Here is a 25,711-nt window from a genome sequence, read left to right on the forward strand (position 1 = left end):
CCGCCCGCCTAACCCTCTCCCGGAGGGAGAGGGGACTGATTGGGGGATGCTGCAGAACTCCGCCGACCTGAAAGTTCTGTGTTGAATCCATAATCAACTCAGTCTTTCAGGTCGATGTATGGCCCAAGACACCTCGGTCGGCCCCCTCTCCCTCCGGGAGAGGGCTGGGGTGAGGGTCAGCTCTTAGACACAAACCTCAACTTCCCCAAGATGCCCGCCATACGGCCCAAAACTCCGCTCGACCATCCGCCGCGTCCCATCCGCCTGCACCACCAACGCCGTACTCGCCCGCGTTCCATAACTCTGGCTGGCAATAAACACACTCGACAACAAAGTCTCCGTCGCCATCCCCACACCGGTATCCGGCAGCTCAGCCGACGGCGCAACCTGCGCATCACTCAACAACCCCAACAACCGCTCAGGCGTCGGATCATCCAGCACTGCACTCAACGCAGCCTTGGCCTTGAGCAACTTCGGCCAAGGCGTATCCAGCCCGGCATTGGATAATCCATAGACGCCGGCCGCCAACATCACCGGCTCCGACAACCTTGCATTGAAATGCCACAACTCATGGCTGTTGCCGAGCAGCAGATTAAACCCGGCGTATTCCGTCGAACGCCCAACCACATCGATCAAATAATCATCAATCGACAGATCACCGGTCAGAAACCGCGCCACCAGTTCCCCTCGCGATTTGCGCGCCGGCGGCTGTTGCGGATCACGAATATTGGTCAGCGCCGCAAAGCGCCCATTAGCGCCAATCCCCAGCCAGGTGCCCCCAGCCTCAAGATCACGCCCCGCGTGCACGTGCGGCGCTTCGGGCCATGGCGCCAGCGGCAGGCTCGGTCGGGCGTAGAATTCGTCACGGTTGGCCGCGACGATCAGCGGCTGGGCATGGCCCGGGCGCCAGGCGAAAACAATCAGGCACATAAGGTGATCCTTGTGTGTTTTTTGCTCACTCTACGCATCCAGCGCCCGTGCATCCATCGTAAGTGGAGCCGAAGGCCATGCATCCGTTACCATGCCGCTCCGGTTTTCGGGATGCGTCTGGGAGAGGGACATGGAATTTCTGCTCTATCTGGCGCTGGGCGCCTGTGCTGGCGTGTTGGCCGGGCTGTTCGGGGTAGGCGGCGGGATCATTATTGTCCCGGTGCTGGTGTTCAGTTTTACCTTGCAGGGCTTCGACCAGTCGATCCTCACGCATCTGGCCGTCGGCACGTCGCTGGCGACGATTATTTTCACCTCGGTCAACGCCGTGCGTGAGCATCACCGTCGAGGCGCAGTACGTTGGCCGATCTTCATGTGGATGGCCGTGGGCATCCTGCTTGGCGCCGGTTTCGGTGCAGTGACGGCCGAGGCGATTTCCGGGCCGCACCTGCAAAAGATCATCGGCGTGTTCGCGTTGGTGATCTCGGTGCAGTTGGCGCTGGACGTCAAACCCAAGGCCAGTCGAACCGTGCCGGGCAAATTCGGTCTGACCGTGGCCGGCAGTGTGATCGGTTGGGCCTCGGCGATTTTTGGCGTTGGCGGCGGATCGCTGACCGTGCCGTTCCTGACCTGGCGCAGTGTGCCGATGCAGCAAGCGGTGGCGACGTCCTCGGCCTGCGGTCTGCCGATCGCACTGGTCAGTGCTTTAAGTTTCATGATTCTGGGGTGGCACGATCCGTTGTTGCCACCGCATAGTCTCGGTTTTGTGTATTTGCCGGCGTTGTTGGGCATCGCCCTGACCAGCATGGTTTTCGCCCGCATCGGCGCGCGATTGGCGCACCGATTGTCGCCGCGCTTGCTGAAACGGCTGTTCGCCGCTTTGCTGTTCAGCGTGGGTTTGAGCTTCCTGCTTTAACCGCGTCGCAATCCTGGCTTAATCCTGAGGTGGCAGCGTCGCCCGGGAATTTTGGTTTCAACTCTAACGAGGAGTCGCAATGCTGCCTTACCCGCAGATCGACCCGGTGGCCCTGGCCATCGGTCCGCTGAAAATCCACTGGTACGGTCTGATGTACCTGATCGGCATCGGCGGTGCGTGGCTGCTGGCGTCGCGCCGGCTCAACCGTTTCGACCCGACCTGGACCAAGGAGAAACTCTCCGACATGGTCTTCTGGATGTCGATGGGCGTGATCGTCGGCGGACGTCTGGGCTATGTGCTGTTCTACGATCTGAGCGCTTATCTGGCCAACCCGACGCTGATTTTCGAAGTGTGGAAGGGCGGCATGTCGTTTCACGGCGGCTTCATCGGGGTGATGCTGGCCGCGTTGTGGTTCGGCAAGCGCAATGGCAAGTCGTTCTTCCAGTTGATGGACTTCGTCGCGCCAATGGTGCCGATCGGTCTGGGCGCCGGGCGCATCGGTAACTTCATCAACGCCGAGTTGTGGGGCAAAGCCACCGACGTACCGTGGGCCATGGTCTTCCCGCCATTCAGCGATCCGGCGCAACTGCCGCGTCACCCGTCGCAGCTGTATCAGTTCGCGCTCGAAGGCGTGGCGCTGTTCCTGATCCTGTGGATTTTCTCGCGCAAGCCGCGTCCGACCATGGCCGTTTCCGGCATGTTCGCGCTGTTCTACGGCATCTTCCGGTTCATCGTCGAATTTGTTCGCGTACCGGATGCGCAACTCGGCTACTTGGCCTGGAACTGGCTGACCATGGGCCAGGTGCTCTGCGTGCCGATGATCGTCGGCGGGCTGTTCCTGATCTGGCTGGCCTATCGTCGCGCACCGGCAGCACCGCTCGCGCCGACGGCTTAAACTACGAACCCCGGCGCGCGACGTCGGGGCTCAAAGGACACAGGTAACTCATGAAGCAATATCTCGAACTGGTCTCGCACGTCATTAAGAACGGCAGCAAACAGGCCAACCGCACCGGCATCAACACCATCAGTTTCCCGGGTGCGATGCTGCGTTTCGATCTGCAGGAAGGTTTTCCGGCGATCACCACGCGCAAAATGGCCTTCAAATCGGCCATCGGCGAGATGTGCGGATTTCTCCGTGGCGTGAACAACGCCGCTGAATTCCGCGCGCTGGGCTGCAAGGTCTGGGATCAGAACGCCAACGAAAACGCGCAGTGGCTGGCCAACCCGTTCCGTCAGGGCGACGACGACCTCGGCGAAATCTACGGCGTGCAATGGCGCAAATGGCCGGCGTACAAGCAGATCCCGCTGAGCAACAGCGCCGCCATCGAACAAACTCTGAGCAACGGCTACAAGCAAATCGCTCAAGGCGAAGAAGACGGGCAGGCCTACGTGGTGCTGTACAAAGCCATCGACCAGGTGCGCCAGTGCGTCGACACGATCATCAAGGATCCGGGCAGCCGCCGCATCCTGTTCCACGGCTGGAACGTTGCTCAGCTCGATGAAATGGCCCTGCCGCCGTGCCACCTGCTGTACCAGTTCCACCCGAATGTCGAGACCAAGGAAATCTCCCTGACCCTCTACATCCGTTCCAACGATCTGGGTCTGGGCACGCCGTTCAACCTTACCGAAGGCGCAGCGCTGCTGAGCCTGATCGGTCGTCTGACCGGCTACACGCCGCGCTGGTTCACCTATTTCATCGGTGATGCGCACGTCTACGAGAACCATTTGGACATGCTCAACGAACAGCTCAAGCGCGAGCCGTTCGCCATGCCTAAGCTGAAAATCTCCGATCGTGTGCCGGAGTTTGCCAAGACTGGCGTGTACCAGCCGGAATGGCTGGAACTGGTCGAGCCGAGCGATTTCTCGCTGGAAGGCTACGAACACCACGCGCCAATGACCGCGCCAATGGCGGTCTAGTCAGCAGGATCGTTCCCACGCTCTGCGTGGGAATGAATCCCGTGACGCTCTGCGTCACTTTGGACGCGGAGCGTCCATGGCGGCATTCCCACGCGGAGCATGGGAACGAGCGTTATGCGGTGTTCTTTAGTGGCCGTGGCTGCGGCCTACGTGGGAGTGTTCGACTTCGGTGGCGACCACTCCGCCGCTGACCTCCAAGCGCTGCAATATCCCGCATTGATCCGCCCCCGGCCCTTCGCCACAGCGTTGGCGCAGGTCGAGCAGTTGTGTCTGCAACGCCAACAACCCATCAATCCGCGCCTTCACATGTTGGATATGTTCATCGATCAGCGTGTTCACGCTTTCACACTGATCCTGCGGGCTGTCACGCATGGCCAGCAGGCTGCGGATTTCTTCGAGGGTCATGTCGAGGGTGCGGCAGTTGCGGATGAAGGTCAGGCGTTCGGCGTGGGCCTGGGTGTAGACGCGGTAGTTGCCGTCGCTGCGGGCCGGCTCCGGCAGGAGGTTTTCGCGCTCGTAGTAGCGGATGGTTTCCACGGCGCAATCGGTGAGTTTGGCCAGTTCTCCGATCTTCATGACGGCAATCTCCAAAAGGGTGCTTGACCTTATAGTGGCTATAGGGTCTTTACTTGGCAACAGGCACCTTCATGGACGCGACCAATGAGCGATTCCCAGCACACCCACAAGCCCGGCGACGGCCACGATCACAGTCATAAATTGCAGCCTGTGCATAAGCATTCACAGGGCGGCGATTCTTGCTGCGGATCGAAAGTTGCAGCGCCGGCACCGGTTCATGCGCACGAAGACGCCTGCTGCTCGTCGAACGCCGCCGCGCCGGCGTTGGTGCAACTGAGCGAGAAAACCAGTGCCGATGCGCGGCTGAGCAGTTTCCGCATCGAGGCGATGGACTGCCCGACCGAGCAGACGCTGATCCAGAACAAGCTCGGCAAACTCGCCGGCGTGCAGCAACTGGAATTCAACCTGATCAACCGCGTACTCGGCGTGACCCACAATCTGCCGGGTACCGAGCCCATCACCGAGGCGATCAAATCCCTCGGCATGCACGCCGAGCCGCTGGAGGCGGGCGTCGATTCGCCAGCCCCGGCGTCAGTGAAAAAACACTGGTGGCCGCTGGCGTTGTCCGGCATTGGTGCGCTCGCCGCTGAAGTCATCCACTTCACCAACGCCGCGCCCACCTGGGTGGTGGCGATCATCGCGCTGGTGTCGATCCTCAGCGGTGGCCTGACCACCTACAAAAAGGGCTGGATCGCCCTGAAGAACCGCAACCTCAACATCAACGCGCTGATGAGCATCGCCGTGACCGGTGCCATCCTCATCGGCCAGTGGCCGGAAGCGGCGATGGTGATGTTCCTGTTCACCGTCGCCGAGCTGATCGAAGCGCGTTCGCTTGACCGTGCGCGCAATGCGATCAGCGGCCTGATGCAGATGACGCCAGAGCAAGCCACGGTGTTACAGATTGACGGGAACTGGATCGAACAGGATGTGAAAAGCGTCGAACTCGGCGCCCGTGTGCGGGTGAAGCCCGGCGAGCGCATTGCGCTGGACGGTGAAGTGCTCAGCGGCAACTCGACCATCGACCAGGCGCCGATCACCGGTGAAAGCCTGCCGGTCGAGAAAACCGTCGGCGACAAAGTCTTCGCTGGCACCATCAACCAGGCCGGTTCGCTGGAATACGCGGTCACTGCTGCGGCGAACAACTCGACGCTGGCGCGAATTATCCACGCCGTCGAACAAGCCCAAGGCGCGCGTGCGCCGACCCAGCGTTTCGTCGATCAGTTCTCGAAAATCTACACGCCTGTGGTGTTCGTCTTTGCCTTGGCCGTGGCGATCATTCCGCCGTTGTTCATGGGCGCGGTGTGGTTCGACTGGATCTACCGCGCGCTGGTGTTGCTGGTGGTCGCGTGCCCGTGCGCACTGGTGATTTCCACTCCGGTGACCATCGTCAGCGGCCTCGCCGCAGCGGCGCGCAAAGGCATTCTGGTCAAGGGCGGCGTGTACCTGGAGGGCGGTTTCAAGCTCGACTATCTGGCGCTGGATAAAACCGGGACGATCACCCACGGCAAACCGGTGCAGACCGATTACCTGTCACTCGACCCAACCGCCGATGCCACCGCACCAGCCATCGCTGCTGCACTGGCCGGTCGTTCCGACCACCCGGTGTCGCTGGCCATCGCCAACGCTGCTGTGGATAAAAACTTCGCCGCGCTGATTGTGGATAACTTCGAAGCGCTGGGTGGGCGTGGCGTCAAAGGCGAAATCAACGGCCAGACCTATCACTTGGGTAACCATCGTCTGGTCGAAGAACTCGGCCTGTGCTCGCCAGCGCTGGAAGAAAAACTCTTCGCGCTGGAGAAACAGGGCAAATCCGTGGTGCTGCTGCTCGACAGTTCCGGCCCGCTGGCGCTGTTCGCAGTGGCCGACACCGTCAAGGAAACCAGCCGCGAAGCGATCCGTCAGTTGCACGAACTCGGGGTGAAAACCTTGATGCTCACTGGCGACAACGTCCACACCGCGCAGGCGATTGCCGCGCAGGTTGGCATCGATGAAGCGCGCGGTGATTTGCTGCCAACCGACAAACTGCAAGCCATTGAAGATCTGTACAAGCAGGGCCATCGTGTGGGCATGGTCGGCGACGGCATCAACGATGCGCCGGCACTGGCCCGCGCCGAGATCGGTTTCGCCATGGCCGCTGCTGGCACCGACACCGCCATCGAAACCGCCGATGTCGCCCTGATGGATGACGATCTGCGCAAGATTCCGGCCTTCATCAGCCTGTCGCGCAACACCGCCAGCATCCTGAAACAGAACATCGCGCTGGCGCTGGTGATCAAAGCGATCTTTCTTGCGGTAACCTTCGCCGGACTCGCCACCATGTGGATGGCGGTGTTCGCCGACATGGGCGTGAGCCTGTTGGTGGTGTTCAACGGTTTGCGCCTGCTGCGCAAATAGAGTGAGGAAGAGTTGTGCTGAGTGCCGAGCTGAAAGCGTTTTACATGGTCGCCCGCCTGGGCAGCATCACGCTGGCGGCGAAAAAACTCGGCCTCAGCCAACCGACCGTGACCACCCAGATACGTAATCTGGAAAGTCAGTATTCGGTGGAACTGTTCTACCGTGGCGGCCGGCGCCTGAGCGTCAGTGATGAAGGCGCGCGGTTGCTGCCGATGGTCAAGACGCTGTTGCAGCAGGAAGCCGACATCGAGTTTTTCCTGCGCAACAGCGGTCAGGTGCAGGGCACGTTACGCATCGCCGCGACAGCGCCGTATTACATTCTCGATCTGGTGAAGACCTTTCGTGAGCGATTACCGCAGGTTGAGGTGTCGGTGGAAATCGGCAACTCGCAGCAGGTACTCGAAGCGCTGGAGGATTATCGGGTGGATATCGCCGCGTCATCGCAGTTGCTGGATGACGCGCGGTTGATTCGTCGGGTGCTCGGGACTGATCCGCTGGTGCTGGCGGTGCATCGCAATCATCCGCTGGCTGTGCAGGAGCATGTGGCGTTGAGTGCGCTGGCCGGGCATACGTTGTTGATGCGTGAGTCCGGTTCGACCACGCGGCGGTTGACCGAAGAATTGCTGGCGAGTGCCGGGGTGAGCTTCGGGCCGTTGCTGGAGATTGGCAGCCGTGAGTCGATTCGGGAGGCGGTGTTGCGCAATATCGGCATCAGCATCATTGCCCGGCAGGAAGTGCCGCATGATCCGCAATTGCGCGTGCTGACGATCGAGAATGCGCCGCAGATTCCTGAGTATTTGTATTGCTTGAAAGAGCGCAAGGGCGCGCGGTTGCCTGCGGCGTTCCTAGGCCTGGCCCAAGAAATGTCCCCCGCGTAATGATCGTTCCCACGCTCCGCGTGGGAATGCAGCCCGGGACGCTCTGCGTCCCAAGAGCCGAACGCGGAGCGTCCGATGAGGCATTCCCACGCAGAGCGTGGGAACGATCTCTGGTGAACCAAAATCCCTGAATACCACTATCAGCAGTTTTTGCCTCGTTGCCACATGACGGACGCATTACAACTCTAGGATTGGCCCCATCTGCTTGATGAGGTCTGTCCATGAATCCTGCCATCGCAACTGCCCTGACCAACCCCGGTGCGCCGATGAAAGTGCGCGGCGTGCAGAAACGCTTCGGCGCGTTCACCGCGCTGGATAACGTCTCCCTCGACGTCGCCGCCGGTGAACTGGTGTGCCTGCTCGGCCCGTCGGGCTGCGGCAAAACCACGTTGCTGCGCTGCATCGCCGGTCTGGAGAAACAGGACAGCGGCGAGCTGTACCTCGGTGACCGCGACGTCTCGCACCTCGCCCCGCAAGCCCGCGACTACGGGATTCTGTTCCAGTCCTACGCGCTGTTTCCCAACCTGACCGTCGAGGCGAACATTGCCTACGGCCTCGCCGGCAGCGGTCGTGACGAAGTACGCCGTCGCGTCGGCCAGATGCTCGAACTAGTCGGCCTCACCGGCAGCGAGAAGAAATACCCCGGCCAATTGTCTGGCGGCCAACAGCAACGTGTAGCCTTGGCTCGCGCTTTGGCGCCGGCACCTTCGCTGCTGTTGCTCGATGAACCGATGTCCGCCCTCGACGCCCGCGTCCGCGAGCATCTGTGCACCGAACTGCGCCAGCTGCAACGCAACCTCGGCATCACCACGCTGATGGTCACGCACAATCAGGACGAAGCCATGCTCATGGCCGACCGCATCGCGGTGATGAACAACGGCCGCGTCGAGCAATACGCCACCCCGCAGGAAATCTACAACCGCCCGGCCACGCCGTTCGTGGCTGAGTTTGTCGGGCAGGGCAACTGGCTGCCGTTCCAGCGCAGCAGCGACAGCCACGCGCAGGTCGGCGGGATGAACCTGCGCCTCAGCGATGGCAGCGTCCAGCGCGCCTCGGGCCGACTGTTCTGCCGCCCGGAAGCGATCAACGTCAACCCGCCGGTGCACGAAGAAAACCTGTTCCCGGCCAAAGTCCGCGAAATCACCTTCCTCGGCAACCGCTGCCGCATGAGCTTCGAACTCGACCAATTGCCGGGCCACGCGCTGCTCGCCGAACTCGCCCCGGAAGCCATGCCGCGCCTCGGCGCCCAGCAAATCATGGTCGCCTTGCCGCCGCGCAGCCTGCAGGTGTTTGCCTGATGAACAGCAACCTCGCGCTGCCGCTACCGCACAAGCAGGTGCGACAGTCCTCGAAAGCCGAGATCGGCGACCGCATTTTTGTCGTCGGCGGCAAAGTCCTTTTGCTGGTGTTGCTCGGCGTCGCGGTGTTGCTGCCGTTGCTGGCGATCTTCTGGCGTGGCTTTAGTAATGAGGCCGGGCAGGGCGGTGGCTGGATCGCGGCGAAGGAGATGGTCACTAGTGAGAATTTCCACTGGCTGCTCGGCAACAGCCTGAAAGTTTCCCTCAGCGTTGCGGCCATCGTTGTACCGCTGGCCTACCTGTTTGCCTACGCGCTGCAACGCACGATGATTCCGGCGAAGGGCATCTGGCGCGGGATTTCCTTGCTGCCGCTGATGGCGCCGTCGATGCTGCCGGGGATTGCGCTGGTTTATCTGTTCGGCAACCAGGGCATGTTGCGCGGGCTGCTCTCGGACAACATCTATGGCTTCTGGGGGATTGTGCTGGGCGAGGTGATTTACACCTTTCCCCATGCGCTGATGATTTTGCTCTCGGCGTTGTCGCTGGCCGATGCGCGGCTGTTCGATGCCGCGTCGAGCATGGGCGCCAGTCCGGCCAAGGCGTTTCGCAGCATCACCTGGCCGGCGACTCGCCAGGCTGTGTTCGCTGCGTTCTGTCTGGTGTTCACCCTGACCATCACCGATTTCGGCGTGCCAGTGGTGGTCGGTGGCGACTATCAAGTGCTGGCGCTGGAAGCCTACAAAGCCGTGGTCGGCCAGCAGCAATTCGGGCGCGGCGCGTTGATCGGCATGGTGCTGTTGCTGCCGGCGCTGTTCAGCTTTGGCGTCGATGCGTGGCTGCGTCGGCGTCACGGCGACTCCATGAGCGGTCGGGCACAGGTGTTCAAACCGGCACCGTCGAAACTGCGCGATGGCTGCTATCTGGCGATTGTTCTGCTGATCAGCGCGGCGTTGATCTTGGTGTTCGGCATGGCGGTGTTTTCGTCGCTGGTTAAGTTCTGGCCGTACAACCTGTCGCTGTCGCTCAATCATTACCAGTTCAACGAAACCGCTGGCGGTGGCTGGCTGGCCTACAGCAACAGTTTGAAAATGGCCTTGGGTACGGCGCTGATCGGCAGCGTGCTGATCTTCACCGGCGCTTATCTGATGGAGAAAACCCGCGATCAGCGCGGCCTCAACCTGGCGCTGCGCATGCTCAGTTTTGTGCCGATGGCGGTGCCGGGGCTGGTGCTCGGTCTGGGCTACGTCTTCTTCTTCAACCTCACGGGTAACCCGCTGCATGTGCTGTACGGGACGATGACGCTGCTGATCGTCTGCACCATTGCGCACTACCTGACCACCGCACAAATGACAGCGACCACTGCATTGCGCCAACTCGACGCCGAGTTCGAAGCCGCCGCGCTGTCGCTGAAGGCGCCGCTGTATCGGCATTACCTGCGCGTCACCGTGCCGATCTGCCTGCCGGCGTTGCTGGACATCGTGCGCTACCTGTTCGTCTCGGCGATGACCACGGTTTCTGCCGCGATCTTCCTCTACAGCCCCGACACCATCCTCGCGGCGGTCGCAGTGCTGAATATGGATGACGCCGGCAACGTTGGCGGCGCGGCGGCGATGTCGACCCTGATTCTGTTCACCTCGGCGGGCGTGTCCTTGCTGCTGGCGTGGGCGTCGCGCGGCTTGCTGCGCCGTTCTCAAGCCTGGCGGCAAACCGCGCCCGGTCACTGATTCACACCCTCAACTCAAAAGACAGGATACCGATCATGTTCAAGCCTTTGGCCCTGGCCGCTGCTGTGCTCGCTACTTTCAGCCTGAATGCCTTCGCGGCAAAAACCGAGTTGACGGTGTACACCGCCCTCGAAGCCGAGCAACTGAAGTCCTACAAAGAAGCCTTCGAAAAAGCCAACCCGGACGTCGAGATCAAATGGGTGCGCGATTCCACCGGGATCATCACCGCCAAACTGCTCGCCGAAAAGGCTCGCCCGCAGGCTGACGCGGTGTGGGGCCTCGCGGCTTCGAGCCTGGCGATCCTCGATCAGCAAGGCATGCTGCAAAGCTACGCGCCGAAGGATCTCGGCAAGATCGGCGCGAACTACCGCGACGCCGCCAACCCGCCAGCCTGGGTCGGCATGGACGTCTGGGCCGCGACCATCTGCTTCAACACTGTCGAAGCCGAGAAGCAGGGTTTGACCAAGCCAGTGAGCTGGCAGGATCTGACCAAGCCTGAGTACAAGGGCAAGATTGTTATGCCGAACCCGGCGTCGTCCGGCACCGGTTTCCTCGACGTCAGCGCCTGGCTGCAAACCTTCGGCGAGAAGCAGGGCTGGGCCTACATGGATGGCCTGCATCAGAACATTGGCCAGTATGTTCACTCCGGTTCCAAGCCTTGCAAACTGGCGGCGGCGGGCGAGTTTCCGATTGGTATTTCCTTTGAATACCCGGCGGTACAGCTAAAGCGTCAGGGCGCGCCGCTGGACATTATTCTGCCGAAGGAAGGTCTGGGCTGGGAGATCGAAGCGACTGCGGTGATCAAAGGCACGCCGCATGAAGAAGCGGCGAAGAAACTGGCGGACTTCTCGGCGAGTGCTGAGGCGATGGATCTGTACAAGGAGAACTTCGCTGTTCTTGCACAGCCGGGGATCGCCAAGCCGCAGACCGAATTGCCGGCGGATTATGAGCAGCGTCTGATCAAGAACGACTTTTCCTGGGCCTCGAAGAATCGCGACGAGATCCTCACCGAGTGGCGCAAGCGTTATGACGGCAAGTCCGAGAAAGTGGCTGCCAAGTAAGATCTTTATCGACTGACAGGGCCCCTTCGCGAGCAAGCCCGCTCCCACACTGATCGTTCCCACGCTCCGCGTGGGAATGAATCCCGTGACGCTCCGCGTCACTATGGACGCAGAGCGTCCTTGGCTGCATTCCCACGCGGAGCGTGGGAACGATCATCGAGGTAGCCTCATGAAACACCACAAAGACCTGCTCATCGTTGGCGCCGGCATTCTGGGCCTGTCCCACGCCTACGCCGCCGCCAAACGCGGCCTCAAAGTCGCCGTTTTCGAACGCACCGCCACACCCCTCGGCGCCTCGGTGCGCAACTTCGGCCAAGCCCTGGTCACCGGCCAGCCACCCGGCCCAATGCTCGAACTGGCCAAGGCCAGCCGCGAAATCTGGGGCGACTGGGCGCAACTCGCCGGGCTGCAAATCAAGCGCAACGGCTCGTATCTATTCGCCAGAACCGAAGCCGAAGAACACCTGCTCGAAACCTTCTGCGCCACTCGCGCGATTGAACACGGCTACAACGTCGACCTGCTGCGCGGCGCCGCCCTGCGCGATCTCTACAACGGCCAGTTCAGCCATCACCGCGCCGCCCTCCACGGCATCGACGATCAACAGCTGTACTCACGCGAAGCGATCCCGGCGCTGATCGACTACCTGCGCCGTGACCTCTGTGTCGAGTTCCACTTCTCCACGCTGGTGCGCGACGTCGAACCCGGTCGCCTGCACAGCACTGCCGGCACGTTTACCGCGAAGCAGATCATCGTCTGCTCCGGCCACGATTATCAAACCCTGCTGGCCGAACCAATCGCCGCGCTCGACCCGCAAATCTGCCGCCTGCAAATGCTCCGCGCCAAACCTGCGACCGAGCTGAATCTGCAACACGCCTTGCTCACCGGCCTCAGCTGCGTGCACTACGGCGCCTTCGCCGATCTGCCGGAAGCGGCGGCGGTGCAGGCGCAGATCCTGCGTGAACAACCGCATCTGCACGACAACGGCATCCACCTGCTGATCAGCCCGACGCCGTACGGCGAACTGATCATCGGCGACTCGCACCATTACGGCAGCGACGCTTCACCGTTCAACGCCGAGCAAGTGGACAACTGGATGATCGAGCTGGCCGAGCAAACACTGGGCTGCAAGGTGCAAGTGGTCGAGCGCTGGCAGGGCGTCTATGGTTCTCGGGGGCCGGGGCCGTTTTCGTTGCTGCGCCCGGCACCGGGGTTGAGTGTGGCGCTGATGCACACCGGCGTCGGCATGAGCGTCGGCCCGGCGATGGCCGAACGCAACGTTGCACAGTTGTTGGAGGAAATTTGATGACAGGTCACGAACAAACCGTCGCCACGGTATTCGCGCTGTATGAGCGTTTTGGCACCAGCGATTACATCGGCGAGCCGGTGTCGCAGATCGAGCACATGTCCCAGGCCGCTGAACTGGCGATCGCCGAGGGTTTTGATGATGAAGTGGTGCTGGCGGCGTTCTTCCATGACATCGGCCATTTGTGTGCCGAAGGGGCGGAGAACATGGGCGGTTACGGTGTGGTCAGCCATGAACGGCTGGGTGCGGATTATTTGCGCGAGGCCGGTTTCAGTGAGCGGCTGGCGCGGCTGGTGGAATATCACGTGCAGGCCAAGCGGTATCTGACGTTGCGTGAGCCGGGGTATTTCGAGCGGTTGAGTGAGGCGAGCCGGCGGACGCTGGAGTATCAGGGCGGGGTGATGACCGAGGCGGAGGCGGAGGTGTTTGAACGGGATCCGTTGTGTGCGGTCAGCCTGCGGATGAGGCAGTGGGATGAGTTGGCCAAGGAGAGGGCGGTGCCGGTGATTGATTTGGCCGTATTGAAGAAGAAGGCGGCGCGGCTTCTTGCTGCTTAAGCCTCTGAACCGAGGTGCTGCATTCGCGAGCAGGCTCGCTCCCACAGGGGATTTGTGTTGCTCAAAAATGCACTGCTCCCCAGAGAGTTTTGTTTTGTGAACGCAATCCAATGTGGGAGCGAGCCTGCTCGCGAAGAGGCCGGAACAGCCGCTACAACTCTTTGGCCAGAGACTCGATCTGCTCCTGCCGCTCGGCCTGATTCAACTTCGCCTGCGAATTGAGCGACGACCACTGCGGATGCGCCCGCGCCTTGCTCAGCGCCTCCGGCAACTTGCCCTCGCGCCAAGTCTTATCCTGCGGAGTAGCCATCTGAACCGCATCCATCGCCGCATGCCCACGCTGATCCAGCGCCAACACCAACTGCCGCTGGCGCAGCGCCAATAGCCGCAACACCCCGTCATCCACCGTCAACTCACGCTGCCCTTTGATCTTGCCGAGCAACCGACTGCCATAACTGCGCGCCGTTTGCAGCGCACCCCCGGCAATCGCCCCCGCCAACGCCGCTGCGCCAAGGGTAATCCCGCCAACCAGCAAATCCACCCCAGCCCCCGCCGCCGCACCGGCAGCAATCCCGCCGCCCACACGCACACCAAGTTGCTTCAAGGTTTCCGGGTTGAACAGGTCATCACCCCAACGCCCATCGAGCAACGGCAAATCACTCGCCGCCGCATCCTGCGGACGAAACGCATACAGCTTGAGCAACGCCTCAACACACTTCTGCTCGCGCTGACGGACAGCCTTGCGCAATTCGCTGATGGCCTGCTGTTCCTGCGCAGCTTCGCTGACCACACTGCGCCGACAAGCCGCACAGTCGATCAATAACTCAGCAATCAATCGCGCCGCACTTTGCTGACGCGCCAGGCGCTGAGCCTGTTGATCAGCAATCAACCGTTCCAGTTGCGGACGAGCATTTTCCAGCAGCAGCGCGAGGCTTTCATACAGCCGCCGCTCGCCATCTTCAGGCGGCGCCACGCTGTCGAAACGCACCAACGCATGAAGCCCCAGCCGCGCCAGCGCCTCGCGCCAATCCGGCTCGCGATGGTTGGCGCTGCTGACAAAATTTAGCACCGGCAGCAGCGGTTTGCCGCAACTGGCGAGCACTTCCAGTTCATCGCGGTACTTGGCCAGCACCGGCTCGCGCGCGTCGATCACATACAAACCGGCGTCGGAGGCGAGCAGTTGCCGCAGCACTTTCGCCTCCTGCTCGAAACGCTGGCGCGCCTCGCTGCCGTCAAGAAACCGCGCCAGTCGCGCCGGGCCATCGAGGCGTTCGCCGGGGCGTTCCAGACGTTCGAGAAAATCCAGCAGCGCGATGGCATCTTCCAGCCCCGGCGTGTCATAGAGGTCGAGCAATGGCTCGCCGTCCACCGACAACCGCGCGCCTTCGACATGCCGCGTGGTGCTCGGGCGATGGGAGACTTCGCCGAAGCCGACATCGCGGGTCAGCGTGCGTAAAAGTGAGGTCTTGCCGACGTTGGTGTGGCCGACCACCGCGAGTTTCAGCGGCGCTTTCCAGGCATCAGTCATGACCCGTCTCCAGCCAGTTCAACGGCGCGCAATCGGCAAACTGCAGATCAAGCTGTTGCAGCGCGATGTGCCAGTCGCCGAGGCGTTCGGCATCCAGCGCTTCACCGGGCGGCGCTTGCAGCAGCCAGACGCGGGTTTCTCCGGCGTTGCGCGCCAGTTCGGCGATCAAGGCGAGGCTGCCACGATCAGGTGAGCGCCGTGGGTCGCAGGCAATCGCCAGACGTGCCGGCGGAAAGCGGCTCAATTGTTCGAGGAGTTTGTGCCGTGACTCGCGGCTGTCGAGGATGCCAGCATTGCTGACATTTTTCGGCAGCGCGGGCGGCCATGGGCGTTGTTCGTCGAGTTCGATGGCGACCAGCAACGCACCTTCGCTGGCGAGTTCGCCGACGCTGCTTTCAACGCGGTGCAGTTGCGCAGGCTCCGGATCGTTGACGCCGAGGCGTTCGCTGGTCGGCATCAAGCGTTCGCGCAATTGCGCGTAGCCGGGCAGGTTCAAGTCCAGACGCAGCGCGGTTTTGCCGCTGTTCCAGCGCCAGAAACACAGCAACGTCAGCAGCAGACGCGGCAGCACGCCGTACACCACCAACACGCCGACCAGCCAGGTCGCCCAGGCCTGGCGAGCGCTTTCGATGTCGAGCGCGCCATCGCCGCTGGCGCGGATCATCTCCACCGTCGGCACGTTGAAGCCGAGCAGCGACGGTAGATGACCCAGTGCGTGGGTGACATGGATAAAGGTGTCGGCACTGAGAATCGTGGTTTCCCAGACGAAGCCGTAGCGCCGGGTCGCCATCAGCGTCAGCAGCAGAATCAGCGCGCTGAGCATCGCCAGCAACCACAAACCGTTGACCAGCGTACCGAGCGCCCAGCGATTGAGTTTCTTGCGTTGCAGCATCAGCAGCAGGGCGGGCGCCAGTTGCGCGGCTTTGGCGTCGCGGGCCATTTTTTCGCTGAGCCATAACCACAATCGCCCGAGCGTGGCGCCGTGTTCGCCGGCAAAGATCAAGCCCAGCAACCAGCTCAGCAGCAGAATCAGGTTCAGCCCGAGCAGGCTGCCCAAGGCCCAGAACACATTGACCGGCGTCTGGCCGAGTGCGGCGAAGGCCAGACCAGCGCCGCTCAACACCGCAAAGATCATCAGCAACACCAGCGCCAGACGCGCGCCTTGCAGCCAGTGTTTAAGTGCTGCCGTCAGCCCGTCACGTTCTGCCAGCCATAACGCGCGGCGTTGAATGCGGCTCGGCAGATCGCCGCCGGCCGCGCGCGCCAGTCGATTGGCTTCCAGATCTTCCAGGGTGCCAGCGTGTTCTTCGCGCAGGCGCACGGTCTCGGTCAGCCAGAGGTTTTGCAGTGGAGTCAGTTCAGTCACGCGGCGTCCCGTCGCTTAAATGAGCGCTGAGCATAACCGCTGTGGCGCTTATCGGGGTAAGCGCGGCTCTGGTATCCTCGCCGGCATGACTAAATCACTCCCCCTCAGCCTGATCGCAGCCCTCGGTGAAAACCGCGTGATCGGCGTCGACAACAGCATGCCCTGGCACCTGCCGGGGGACTTCAAATACTTCAAGGCCACCACCTTGGGCAAGCCGATCATCATGGGTCGCAAGACCTGGGATTCGCTCGGCCGACCGTTGCCGGGGCGCTTGAACATCGTAGTCAGCCGTCAGGCCGATCTGGTGCTGGAAGGTGCCGAGGTGTATCCGTCGCTGGAAGCCGCGGTGGTTCGCGCCGAAGAATGGGCGAAAGAGCAGGGCGTTGATGAGCTGATGCTGATTGGTGGCGCGCAGTTGTACGCGCAAGGGCTGGCGCAGGCGGATCGTCTGTATCTGACGCGCGTGGCGTTGAGCCCGGAAGGGGATGCGTGGTTTCCGGAGTTTGATTCGGAGCAGTGGAAGCTGGTGTCGAATGTGCCGAATCCGGCTGAAGGCGACAAACCCGCGTACAACTTCGAAGTCTGGGAGAAGGCTTAAAAGATCGCAGCCTGCGGCAGCTCCTACACGGTATCCGTGTTCCCCCTGTAGGAGCTGCCGAAGGCTGCGATCCTTTGATCTTGCTTTACATCAGGCCTGAGCCAACTCCGCATGCTCATCAGCATCCAGCAGTTCTTTATCAGTCTGTTGCATCACCTGACTGGTAATCGCACCCGCCGTGATCGAACCACTCACGTTCAACGCCGTACGCCCCATATCAATCAGTGGTTCAACCGAAATCAGCAACGCCACCAATGACACCGGCAAGCCCATCGCCGGCAGCACGATCAGCGCCGCGAACGTCGCGCCGCCACCGACACCGGCCACACCGGCCGAGCTCAGCGTCACAATCGCCACCAACGTCGCGATCCACAGCGGATCCAGCGGGTTGATGCCCACAGTCGGCGCAACCATCACCGCCAACATCGCCGGGTACAGCCCCGCGCAACCGTTCTGGCCAATCGTCGCACCGAACGATGCGGCAAAACTCGCTACCGACTGCGGAATCCCCAGACGACGCGTCTGCGCTTCAATGCTCAGTGGAATGCTTGCCGCGCTCGAACGGCTGGTGAACGCGAACGTCAGCACCGGCCAGATCTTGCGGAAGAATCGCAGCGGATTGATCCCGGCCGCCGACACCAGCAAACCGTGTACGACAAACATCAGGCCCAGACCCAGATACGACACCACGACAAAACTGCCGAGTTTGATGATGTCCTGCAGGTTGGACCCAGCGACCACTTTGGTCATCAGCGCCAGCACACCGTACGGAGTCAGCTTCATCACCAGACGCACCAGACGCATCACCCAGGCTTGCAGGGTGTCGATGGCGTTGATCACTTTCTGACCTTTCTCGACGTCATCCTTGAGCAGCTGCAGCGCGGCAACCCCGAGGAATGCCGCGAAAATCACCACGCTGATGATCGACGTCGGCTTGGCCCGCGCCAGGTCGGCGAACGGGTTTTGCGGGATGAACGACAGCAGCAGTTGTGGCACATTCAGGTCGGCAACCCTACCGGCGTAGTCAGTCTGAATGGTTTGCAGACGGGCCATTTCCTGTGTGCCGGCGACCAGACCTTCCGCAGTAAGGCCGAACAGGTTGGTCAGGCCGATGCCGATCAGCGCCGCAATCGCGGTGGTGAACAGCAGGGTGCCGATGGTCAGGAAGCTGATTTTGCCCAACGACGACGCGTTGTGCAGACGCGCCACGGCGCTGAGGATCGAGGCGAACACCAGCGGGATAACGATCATTTGCAGCAACTGCACGTAGCCGTTGCCGACCAGATCGAACCAGCCGATCGAGGTTTTCAGAATCGGGTTGCCGGCACCGTAAACGGTGTGCAGCGCCACGCCGAAGGCCACGCCCAGAGCGAGTGCTAGCAGGACTTTTTTCGCCAGGCTCCACGTGGTGTGGCGGGTTTGCGCCAGACCGAACAGCAGGGCGAGGAACACCAGCAGGTTGAGAATCAACGGTAGGTTCATGAGAACTCCAGAAAGACTTTGCCAACAGCCTTCCGGGGCTGCTGCGAACCGGCAAGCCTAACAGCTTGATTTGCAATGATTTAATACCGAAATCTTAGGGCGTCCGTCGTTTTTGGAATAAGCGCTTGTCGCTCTCGGCAATGCATCTGGCGCAAATAGCGGCGTGGGCGGTCGCTGACAGACGAGGACTGTCATACACATTTGTTAGCGTCGATGCTTTTACATCAGGGAGAAAGCGTCGATGAAATTCGCACCGAAATTTCTGGCTGTCGCACTGGCGGTGGGCATGGGCCTGGCTTCTCAGGCTTTCGCCACCGACCTGAAACACTGGCCGGCGGATCAGGCGAAAGCGCTGGACGCGATGATTGCGGCCAACGCCAACAAAGGTAACTACGCGGTGTTCGACATGGACAACACCAGTTACCGCTACGACCTCGAAGAATCCTTGCTGCCGTTCATGGAAAACAAGGGCCTGATCACCCGCGACAAACTCGACCCCTCCCTGAAACTGATGCCATTCAAGGACACCGCCGACCACAAGGAAAGCCTGTTCAGTTACTACTACCGACTCTGCGAAGTCGACGACATGGTCTGTTACCCATGGGTCGCGCAGGTGTTCTCCGGGTTCACCCTCAAGGAACTCAAGGGTTACGTCGATGAGCTGATGGCTTCGGGCAAACCGGTGCCGGCGACTTATTACGAAGGCGATGTGGTCAAGAAGCTCGACGTCAATCCGCCGAAAATCTTCACCGGCCAGCAAGAGCTGTACAACAAGCTGATGGAGAACGGCATCGAGGTTTACGTGATGACCGCGGCTTCCGAGGAACTGGTGCGCATGGTCGCGGCGGATCCGAAGTACGGCTACAACGTCAAACCGCAGAACGTTATCGGCGTGACCACGCTGCTGAAGAACCGCGAGACTAACGAACTGACCACCGCGCGCAAGCAGATCACCGCCGGTAAATATGACGAGAAGGCCAATTTGGGTCTGGAGCTGACGCCATATCTGTGGACGCCGGCGACGTGGATGGCCGGCAAACATGCGGCGATCCTCACTTACATCGACGAGTGGAAAAAACCGGTATTGGTCGGTGGCGATACGCCGACGAGCGACGGTTACATGCTGTTCCACGATGTTGATGTGGCGAAGGGTGGGATTCACCTGTGGATCAACCGCAAGGACAAGTACATGACGCAGTTGAACGGCATGATGGCCAAACACGCGGCGGCGCAGGCGAAGGAAGGGTTGCCGGTGACGGCGGACAAGAACTGGGTGATCGTCAAGCCTGAAGAAATCCAGTAACCCACAGAATCCCCTGTAGGAGCTGCCGAAGGCTGCGATCTTTTGATCTTGTTTTAAGGGCAAGATCAAAAGATCGCAGCCTTCGGCAGCTCCTACAGGGATCGGGTTTTCATTCTTCAAACAAAAAAATGCCCCGCACTTGGCGGGGCATTTTTATTGCTGCGATTTGATGCTTACAGCCCGTCAAGCATCGCTTTGTTACGCACCGCACCTTTGTCGGCGCTGGTCGCCAGCAGAGCATAGGCCTTGAGGGCGGTGGTTACTTTGCGTGGACGAATCTCGACCGGTTTCCAGCCTTTCTTGTCCTGTTCGGCGCGGCGTGCCGCCAGTTCTTCGTCGCTGACCAACAGGTTGATCGAGCGGTTCGGGATGTCGATCAGCACTTTGTCGCCGTCCTGCACCAGACCGATCGCGCCGCCGGCCGCTGCTTCTGGCGAAGCGTGACCGATGGACAGGCCGGACGTACCGCCGGAGAAACGACCGTCGGTGAGCAAGGCGCAGGCTTTGCCCAGGCCTTTGGATTTCAGGTACGAAGTCGGGTAGAGCATTTCCTGCATGCCCGGGCCGCCTTTCGGGCCTTCGTAGCGAATGATGACGATGTCGCCAGCCTTCACTTCGTCGGCGAGGATGCCGCGTACGGCGCTGTCCTGGCTTTCGAAGATCTTCGCGTTGCCTTCGAAGACGTGGATCGACTCGTCGACACCGGCGGTTTTCACCACGCAGCCATCGAGAGCAATGTTGCCGTACAGCACGGCTAAACCACCTTCTTGCGAATAGGCGTGTTCGACGCTGCGGATGCAGCCGTTTTCACGGTCGTCATCGAGGGTTTCCCAACGGGTCGACTGGCTGAACGCCGTCTGCGTCGGAATACCGGCAGGGCCGGCCTTGAAGAAGTGGTGCACGGCTTCATCGTCAGTCTGGGTGATGTCCCACTTGGCGATGCCTTCTTCCATGCTGCGGCTGTGCACGGTCGGCAGGTCGGTGTGCAGCAGACCGCCACGGGCCAGCGAACCGAGGATGCTGAAGATGCCGCCAGCACGGTGCACGTCTTCCATGTGGTACTTCTGGATGTTCGGCGCCACTTTGCACAGCTGCGGAACGCTGCGCGAAAGACGGTCGATGTCGCGCAAGTCGAAATCGATCTCGGCTTCCTGGGCGGCAGCGAGCAAGTGCAGGATGGTGTTGGTCGAACCGCCCATGGCGATGTCGAGCGTCATCGCGTTCTCGAACGCCTTGAAGTTGGCAATGTTGCGCGGCAGTACCGATTCGTCGTTCTCGCCGTAGTAACGCTTGCACAGCTCGACGATGGTGCGGCCAGCCTGCAGGAACAGCTGTTCGCGGTCGCTGTGGGTGGCGAGGGTCGAACCGTTGCCCGGCAATGCCAGACCCAGTGCTTCGGTCAGGCAGTTCATCGAGTTGGCAGTGAACATGCCGGAGCACGAACCGCACGTCGGGCAGGCGCTGCGCTCGTACTCAGCGACTTTCTCGTCAGAAGCGCTTTCGTCGGCGGCGATCACCATGGCATCGACGAGGTCGAGGCCGTGGGAGGCGAGTTTGGTCTTGCCGGCTTCCATCGGGCCGCCGGAAACGAAGATCACCGGAATGTTCAGGCGCAAGGCAGCCATCAACATGCCCGGGGTGATCTTGTCGCAGTTGGAAATGCACACGATGGCGTCGGCGCAGTGGGCGTTGACCATGTATTCGACGGAGTCGGCGATGATCTCGCGGCTCGGCAGCGAGTACAGCATGCCGTCGTGACCCATGGCGATGCCGTCATCCACGGCGATGGTGTTGAATTCTTTCGCTACACCGCCAGCGCGTTCGATTTCGCGGGCGACCAGTTGGCCCAGATCCTTCAGATGCACGTGGCCCGGTACGAACTGGGTGAACGAGTTGGCAATGGCGATGATCGGCTTTTTGAAGTCGTCATCTTTCATCCCCGTGGCGCGCCACAGTGCGCGGGCGCCGGCCATGTTGCGGCCGTGGGTGGATGTTTTCGAGCGATAATCTGGCATGGAGCACTCCGGGCGGCTAATCAGGTACTAAATGGGAGTGAGCTTCTATTGACCTCTGGAACACTCAGAAATGGCCGTGTGTCCGGAAGTTGCCGATGACGTTGCGGGATCGCCGCTGGTCTCAGCCTGAGCTCATAAACCCGCCGGGGATGAATGGCGATGAATCTGCCGATTCTACACCGCTGGCGTCTGGAGGGAATGGCGCAAAGTGTTGTTCCAGTGCCGACGGCGTGTGTGGCATGACGACCGGCAGCTTTAATCACCGCCCGGCTGCGTCATGGCATGGCTTTCATGGATTCTCGCGCGACGGCTGATCCGACTGTTCAATGCTAATGCCACGCCACTGAGCAGGACAAAGCTGTAACCCAGCGTGGCTTGCAGGTTGGCCGGGCTCAGGCTGATCAATGCGCTGATAAGGCCGCCGCAGATAAAGGTGAGGGTACTGCCGGCCGCCGCCGAGGTACCGGCAAGTTCGGGGAACAGGCCCATGGCTTTGGATGTGGCAGCCGGGCGGGCGATGGTGGTGCCGGCGGTGCAGATCAGCATCGGAATCAGCACAGTCGCTGGCGTCAACGCGAAGTTCGACGACAGGTACAGCATCGCCAGCCCCGACAGCAGGATCAGGCCAAGCCCGACGAGCATTTGTTGGCCGGGTTTGATTCGTCGGCTGAGGACTGTGGCGACGAGCCCTCCGACGATGTAGGCCGCGCCGTAGATCAACAGAATCAGTGAAAAGTCATAAGGCGCCATTTGCAGTTGATCCATGAAGATCAGCGGCGAAATCACGATGAATGAAAAGTGGCAGGCGAAGGCGAAGGCGGATATCAGCCAGTAGCTGACGAATTCGAAGTCGCCCAGCACTCGCCGATAAGAGCGAATGAAGCCGGGGTGAGCGCCGCTGTGAGACGGCCGGCTGTTGTCCAGAAACAGCCACGCCTTGATCAGCACCACGGCGGCCAACCCGATAAACACCCAGAAGCTGCCGCGCCAGCCAAGCGTGGCCTGCAGGAAGGTGCCGGCCAGCGGCGATACCGAGATGAAAATCCCAGAGGCGGTGACCATCAGGATCCGCAGCCGATCGCGCTGCTCGCCTTCGAACAGATCCTGCACCAAGGCCTGCGACAACACGAAACAGCCACAGCCCAGGGCCTGCATCACGCGGAATATCAGGAACAGCGTGTAATCGCTGGTGCTTACGCAACCGAGGGCACCGAGCATCGAAACGGACATACCGACGAGCAGCAAACCCTTGCGCCCGATGGCATCCGACAGCGGCCCGATCAGCAGTTGCGCAAAAGCGATGCCCACCGCAAACAGGCTGATCGACAGCGCAATGTTGGCTGGAGTGGTGCGAAAGTGCTCGGCCAGTGCCGGAAACGATGGCAGCAGCACATCCAGCGGAAACACCCCCAGCAGCACCATCGCCATCAACAGACTGACCGCGCCGCGGCGTTGCCCGGCGGTCACTGCGGCTTTTCCTCTATTCATCGACCAGGCCTGCTTTGGCGAACAGTTTGCGGTTATTGATGAGGGCAAAAAATCCTGCTTTTGTCATCGCCTCCAGCGTTGCCTTCGCCCCGGCCCTGGTGCGCTGACGACTGGCTCTGGGGCTGATCAGACCGTCGAGGATTTTGCGAATGACATCGTCGGCAATCCCGACACTGCGCAGGCTCTGTTTAAGCCAGCGCTCGTCGACTTCGAAAAAGATTCGCAGGAACTCCAGGAGCATTCTGGCGCTGAAGGTGCGCTGACGGCTGTTCAGGGTCAGCCACAGGTAATGGAACACTTCTGAAAAATAGCGGCTGTGACGGGCCTCGTCGGCGAGGTGATCGCGCAGCATGTCGCTGACGCTGGAGACCAGCGTGTCACGGCAAACCTCGAGCAACTCCCGGGCAATGATCGTCTCCGAGACGAAGCCGAGCAGAAACCACGCGAGTGGGCGATCCGTCTCGGGCACTCGGGTAATCGCGGTGTTCAGCTGGGTAATGCGCATGGGCATCACCGGGCGCTCGGTAATGCCGTACTGGCTGGCGATCTGCTCGGCCAGTTGACTGGAGAACAGCGCGTGATAGCCCTCGTCGGTGTACAGCTGCAGCGCCGCGTTTTTCATGCGCGAGGGCACGAAGGCAGGCAACTCGCCGTGGACGATGGTTTCCACGGCGCGGTTGACGATGCGGTGCTCGAGCAGCGTGGTGTAGTCGAGGAAATGCACCAAATGATTGGCCGTCAGCCGTTGTATGACCTCGCTGCCAGCAGCGCGAATGGCCGGATGTGAGAGGTACGGCAAAAAGGCCGGGGGAAACCAGTGGCGGGTTTTCAGCTGTTCTTGCAGGTCATCCGGCAATTGATAGGTGTGTTGAGAGGTGCGCACCGAAGCGCGGCTGTTCCAGTCATCGAGGGTGAACTTGTGCGCCCATGACACTGACGCTTCCAGTTGGTCGGAGGTGATTGCGTTCATGCTTGCACCTCCAGCAACAGCGCCTGCATTTCCTGACACATCGCTTGACCGTCGCTGGCGCCGCAACCGACGAAGAACAACGGTTGTTCCGCGCTGCCGGTAATTTTCAGCAGGGCTTCAACCTGATCATCAGAAAACGCGCCGGTCAGCCAGGTGCCGAGACCGAGGGCCGTGGCAACCAACTGAAAGGATTGCGACAAGTGCCCAGCCTCCACGAACGCCATGCGATAGGCGCGTGAGTGTTCATATTTCCACCAGAGCTTGTCGAAACGCGCGGTAATGAACAGGCCCAGCGGCAGGTTGTTGATGAAGTGTTGTCCGCCGAGCAGTTGACCCAGCGCCGAGTCGGGCAGGGGATTTATCAGGCTCAAGGCGTGCTCTACCGGGTGATAGGCGTAGATGCCGGGTTTCAGGCCGCTGACGTTCTGCACCAGCGCAAAACCTTCGCACGCATTCAAACCGCCGCCGGAAGGGCTGCTGCGACGGGCATCAAGCCCGAGGGCGATACTGCTGTCACGATCCTGCTGGCGTTCGTGCAGATAACCGAGGGAAAGATAGAGCAGGGTGGAAACGTCATTCAGCGTGACCGCTTCCCCGGTAAAGGAACGACTGGTTTTGCGCTGGCGCAGGACGTTTCCCAAGCGGTCGTTGCTTAGCACGGCAGGCGCCGGCAGCGCGATGCGTCGCGCGCCTTCCAGTGTGGGGCGCTCTTTATCGGGCGGTGGTTTGCTCAGTACGTCATTGCAATGATCCAGATATTGTCTGGACCATTCATTAATATTCTTGGGTGTCTCTTCGCAGGGAATGTTCTGCGTGCCTATATGAAATATCTTGGATAACTCATCCCAGCCCCAGGGCGGGTTGTCTATTTTTGCAATGGTTAAAATTCCCACGCTCAATAGTTGTATGTCTATTATGTTGCGACTGTCGAATGCGTTCGGGTTGTCGATAAGTTTCGCCAGTCTTGAAGCGTAATCAAGATCAAGTTCATGTTGAGTGTGTTCTTTATAGTTCCAGACGATTTGTCCGGGCGTGCGCGGCAATATGAATAAGTACGGATTGATGTGCATGTTCAATGCTTCACTCTGGAAAGGGCTGATGGACGCTGGGGTGCCGGCACTCCCCAGCGTCCTGACTTACTTAGCGGGCTTTAGGCGCAACCAGAAAAGCGAGGTTTGCGATTTTGTTGGTTTCCAGAGTAATTGCTTTCATAGTATGAACTCCTTGTTCATTAAGATTGAATGCCACCTCGTGGTGACAACTCAATAATAGTTTGTAATCGATTAATGGCAAGTGGAGATTAAGTAGGAAAAATCCAGTAATTTTGTCGGAGCGATCTCGCTCCCTGTCCAAACTTGTCAGTTGTTTTTCGCTAATTAGCAGGTGCGCGGAAAATTCCTGCAAGACTGT

The 25,711-nt window shown here is 60.7% G+C and carries 21 protein-coding genes; 12 read left to right on the forward strand and 9 right to left on the reverse strand.

Features of this window, described 5'->3' with window-relative positions:
• Positions 1 to 183: 183 nt before the first annotated feature.
• Positions 184 to 930 carry an NRDE family protein gene (locus ACP3TY_RS27295; protein ID WP_426618895.1) on the reverse strand — a complete coding sequence of 249 codons (747 nt, stop codon included), beginning with the start codon at positions 928 to 930 and terminating at the stop codon, positions 184 to 186.
• Positions 931 to 1,060: 130 nt separating this feature from the next.
• Here ACP3TY_RS27295 and ACP3TY_RS27300 point away from each other — a divergent pair, with 130 nt between their 5' ends.
• From ACP3TY_RS27300 to ACP3TY_RS27310, 3 genes are all read left to right on the forward strand, one after another.
• Positions 1,061 to 1,843 carry a sulfite exporter TauE/SafE family protein gene (locus ACP3TY_RS27300; protein WP_159811909.1) on the forward strand — a complete coding sequence of 261 codons (783 nt, stop codon included), beginning with the start codon at positions 1,061 to 1,063 and terminating at the stop codon, positions 1,841 to 1,843.
• Positions 1,844 to 1,922: 79 nt separating this feature from the next.
• On the forward strand, positions 1,923 to 2,738 hold the full coding sequence (gene lgt / locus ACP3TY_RS27305; protein ID WP_007913003.1) for a prolipoprotein diacylglyceryl transferase: 816 nt from the start codon (positions 1,923 to 1,925) through the stop codon (positions 2,736 to 2,738).
• Between the two features lie 50 nt (positions 2,739 to 2,788).
• The gene (locus ACP3TY_RS27310; protein ID WP_159811908.1) at positions 2,789 to 3,760 is read left to right on the forward strand and encodes a thymidylate synthase; all 972 of its coding nucleotides are present in this window, start codon (positions 2,789 to 2,791) and stop codon (positions 3,758 to 3,760) included.
• Between the two features lie 126 nt (positions 3,761 to 3,886).
• On the opposite strand, the gene cadR is transcribed toward ACP3TY_RS27310, so the two are convergent.
• Complete coding sequence (gene cadR, locus ACP3TY_RS27315) at positions 3,887 to 4,336, reverse strand: Cd(II)/Pb(II)-responsive transcriptional regulator (protein ID WP_008088440.1); 450 nt, start codon at positions 4,334 to 4,336, stop codon at positions 3,887 to 3,889.
• An 84-nt stretch (positions 4,337 to 4,420) separates the two neighbouring features.
• Between cadR and ACP3TY_RS27320 the strand changes: the two genes are divergently transcribed.
• From ACP3TY_RS27320 to ACP3TY_RS27350, 7 genes are all read left to right on the forward strand, one after another.
• Entirely contained in the window at positions 4,421 to 6,730 is a 2,310-nt protein-coding gene (locus tag ACP3TY_RS27320) for a heavy metal translocating P-type ATPase (protein ID WP_426618896.1), read from the forward strand.
• Positions 6,731 to 6,744: 14 nt separating this feature from the next.
• Positions 6,745 to 7,608, forward strand: a complete 864-nt coding sequence (locus tag ACP3TY_RS27325; protein ID WP_053124875.1) for a LysR family transcriptional regulator — start codon at positions 6,745 to 6,747, stop codon at positions 7,606 to 7,608.
• 221 nt (positions 7,609 to 7,829) lie between these two features.
• Entirely contained in the window at positions 7,830 to 8,906 is a 1,077-nt protein-coding gene (locus ACP3TY_RS27330; RefSeq protein ID WP_016983207.1) for a putative 2-aminoethylphosphonate ABC transporter ATP-binding protein, read from the forward strand.
• Positions 8,906 to 10,630 (forward strand): putative 2-aminoethylphosphonate ABC transporter permease subunit, encoded by a 1,725-nt coding sequence (locus ACP3TY_RS27335; protein ID WP_426618897.1) that lies wholly within the window; start codon positions 8,906 to 8,908, stop codon positions 10,628 to 10,630. Before ACP3TY_RS27330 ends, ACP3TY_RS27335 begins: the two co-directional genes overlap by 1 nt.
• 35 nt (positions 10,631 to 10,665) lie before the next feature.
• Positions 10,666 to 11,691 carry a putative 2-aminoethylphosphonate ABC transporter substrate-binding protein gene (locus ACP3TY_RS27340; protein WP_426618898.1) on the forward strand — a complete coding sequence of 342 codons (1,026 nt, stop codon included), beginning with the start codon at positions 10,666 to 10,668 and terminating at the stop codon, positions 11,689 to 11,691.
• Between the two features lie 169 nt (positions 11,692 to 11,860).
• Positions 11,861 to 12,994, forward strand: a complete 1,134-nt coding sequence (locus ACP3TY_RS27345) for a TIGR03364 family FAD-dependent oxidoreductase (protein WP_426618899.1) — start codon at positions 11,861 to 11,863, stop codon at positions 12,992 to 12,994.
• A complete protein-coding gene (locus ACP3TY_RS27350; protein ID WP_426618900.1) occupies positions 12,994 to 13,551 on the forward strand; it encodes a phosphonate degradation HD-domain oxygenase in 558 nt (185 codons plus the stop codon). Before ACP3TY_RS27345 ends, ACP3TY_RS27350 begins: the two co-directional genes overlap by 1 nt.
• A gap of 151 nt (positions 13,552 to 13,702) precedes the next feature.
• On the opposite strand, the gene ACP3TY_RS27355 is transcribed toward ACP3TY_RS27350, so the two are convergent.
• The gene (locus tag ACP3TY_RS27355) at positions 13,703 to 15,079 is read right to left on the reverse strand and encodes a GTPase/DUF3482 domain-containing protein (RefSeq protein ID WP_426618901.1); all 1,377 of its coding nucleotides are present in this window, start codon (positions 15,077 to 15,079) and stop codon (positions 13,703 to 13,705) included.
• A complete protein-coding gene (locus tag ACP3TY_RS27360) occupies positions 15,072 to 16,445 on the reverse strand; it encodes a DUF2868 domain-containing protein (protein ID WP_426618902.1) in 1,374 nt (457 codons plus the stop codon). The genes ACP3TY_RS27355 and ACP3TY_RS27360 overlap by 8 nt, the downstream gene beginning before the upstream one ends.
• Positions 16,446 to 16,530: 85 nt before the next feature.
• Here ACP3TY_RS27360 and ACP3TY_RS27365 point away from each other — a divergent pair, with 85 nt between their 5' ends.
• Complete coding sequence (locus tag ACP3TY_RS27365) at positions 16,531 to 17,043, forward strand: dihydrofolate reductase (RefSeq protein WP_053124767.1); 513 nt, start codon at positions 16,531 to 16,533, stop codon at positions 17,041 to 17,043.
• 90 nt (positions 17,044 to 17,133) lie between these two features.
• Here the strand turns inward: ACP3TY_RS27365 and ACP3TY_RS27370 are convergent, their stop codons facing one another.
• Entirely contained in the window at positions 17,134 to 18,525 is a 1,392-nt protein-coding gene (locus tag ACP3TY_RS27370) for an L-cystine transporter (protein WP_426618903.1), read from the reverse strand.
• A 241-nt stretch (positions 18,526 to 18,766) separates the two neighbouring features.
• Between ACP3TY_RS27370 and ACP3TY_RS27375 the strand changes: the two genes are divergently transcribed.
• The gene (locus ACP3TY_RS27375) at positions 18,767 to 19,828 is read left to right on the forward strand and encodes a haloacid dehalogenase-like hydrolase (RefSeq protein ID WP_159811900.1); all 1,062 of its coding nucleotides are present in this window, start codon (positions 18,767 to 18,769) and stop codon (positions 19,826 to 19,828) included.
• 173 nt (positions 19,829 to 20,001) lie between these two features.
• On the opposite strand, the gene ilvD is transcribed toward ACP3TY_RS27375, so the two are convergent.
• The 4 genes from ilvD to ACP3TY_RS27395 form a co-directional block, all read right to left on the reverse strand.
• The gene (gene ilvD / locus ACP3TY_RS27380; protein ID WP_212545094.1) at positions 20,002 to 21,843 is read right to left on the reverse strand and encodes a dihydroxy-acid dehydratase; all 1,842 of its coding nucleotides are present in this window, start codon (positions 21,841 to 21,843) and stop codon (positions 20,002 to 20,004) included.
• Positions 21,844 to 22,098: 255 nt separating this feature from the next.
• The gene (locus ACP3TY_RS27385) at positions 22,099 to 23,331 is read right to left on the reverse strand and encodes an MFS transporter (protein WP_426618904.1); all 1,233 of its coding nucleotides are present in this window, start codon (positions 23,329 to 23,331) and stop codon (positions 22,099 to 22,101) included.
• Positions 23,324 to 24,301: a diiron oxygenase gene (locus ACP3TY_RS27390; RefSeq protein WP_426618905.1), complete on the reverse strand. Its 978-nt coding sequence runs from the start codon at positions 24,299 to 24,301 to the stop codon at positions 23,324 to 23,326. Before ACP3TY_RS27390 ends, ACP3TY_RS27385 begins: the two co-directional genes overlap by 8 nt.
• On the reverse strand, positions 24,298 to 25,371 hold the full coding sequence (locus ACP3TY_RS27395; RefSeq protein ID WP_426618906.1) for a SagB family peptide dehydrogenase: 1,074 nt from the start codon (positions 25,369 to 25,371) through the stop codon (positions 24,298 to 24,300). Before ACP3TY_RS27395 ends, ACP3TY_RS27390 begins: the two co-directional genes overlap by 4 nt.
• Positions 25,372 to 25,711: the final 340 nt, after the last annotated feature.

The sequence above is a fragment of the Pseudomonas rustica genome (genome assembly GCF_049959085.1).
Classification (GTDB): domain Bacteria; phylum Pseudomonadota; class Gammaproteobacteria; order Pseudomonadales; family Pseudomonadaceae; genus Aquipseudomonas; species Aquipseudomonas rustica.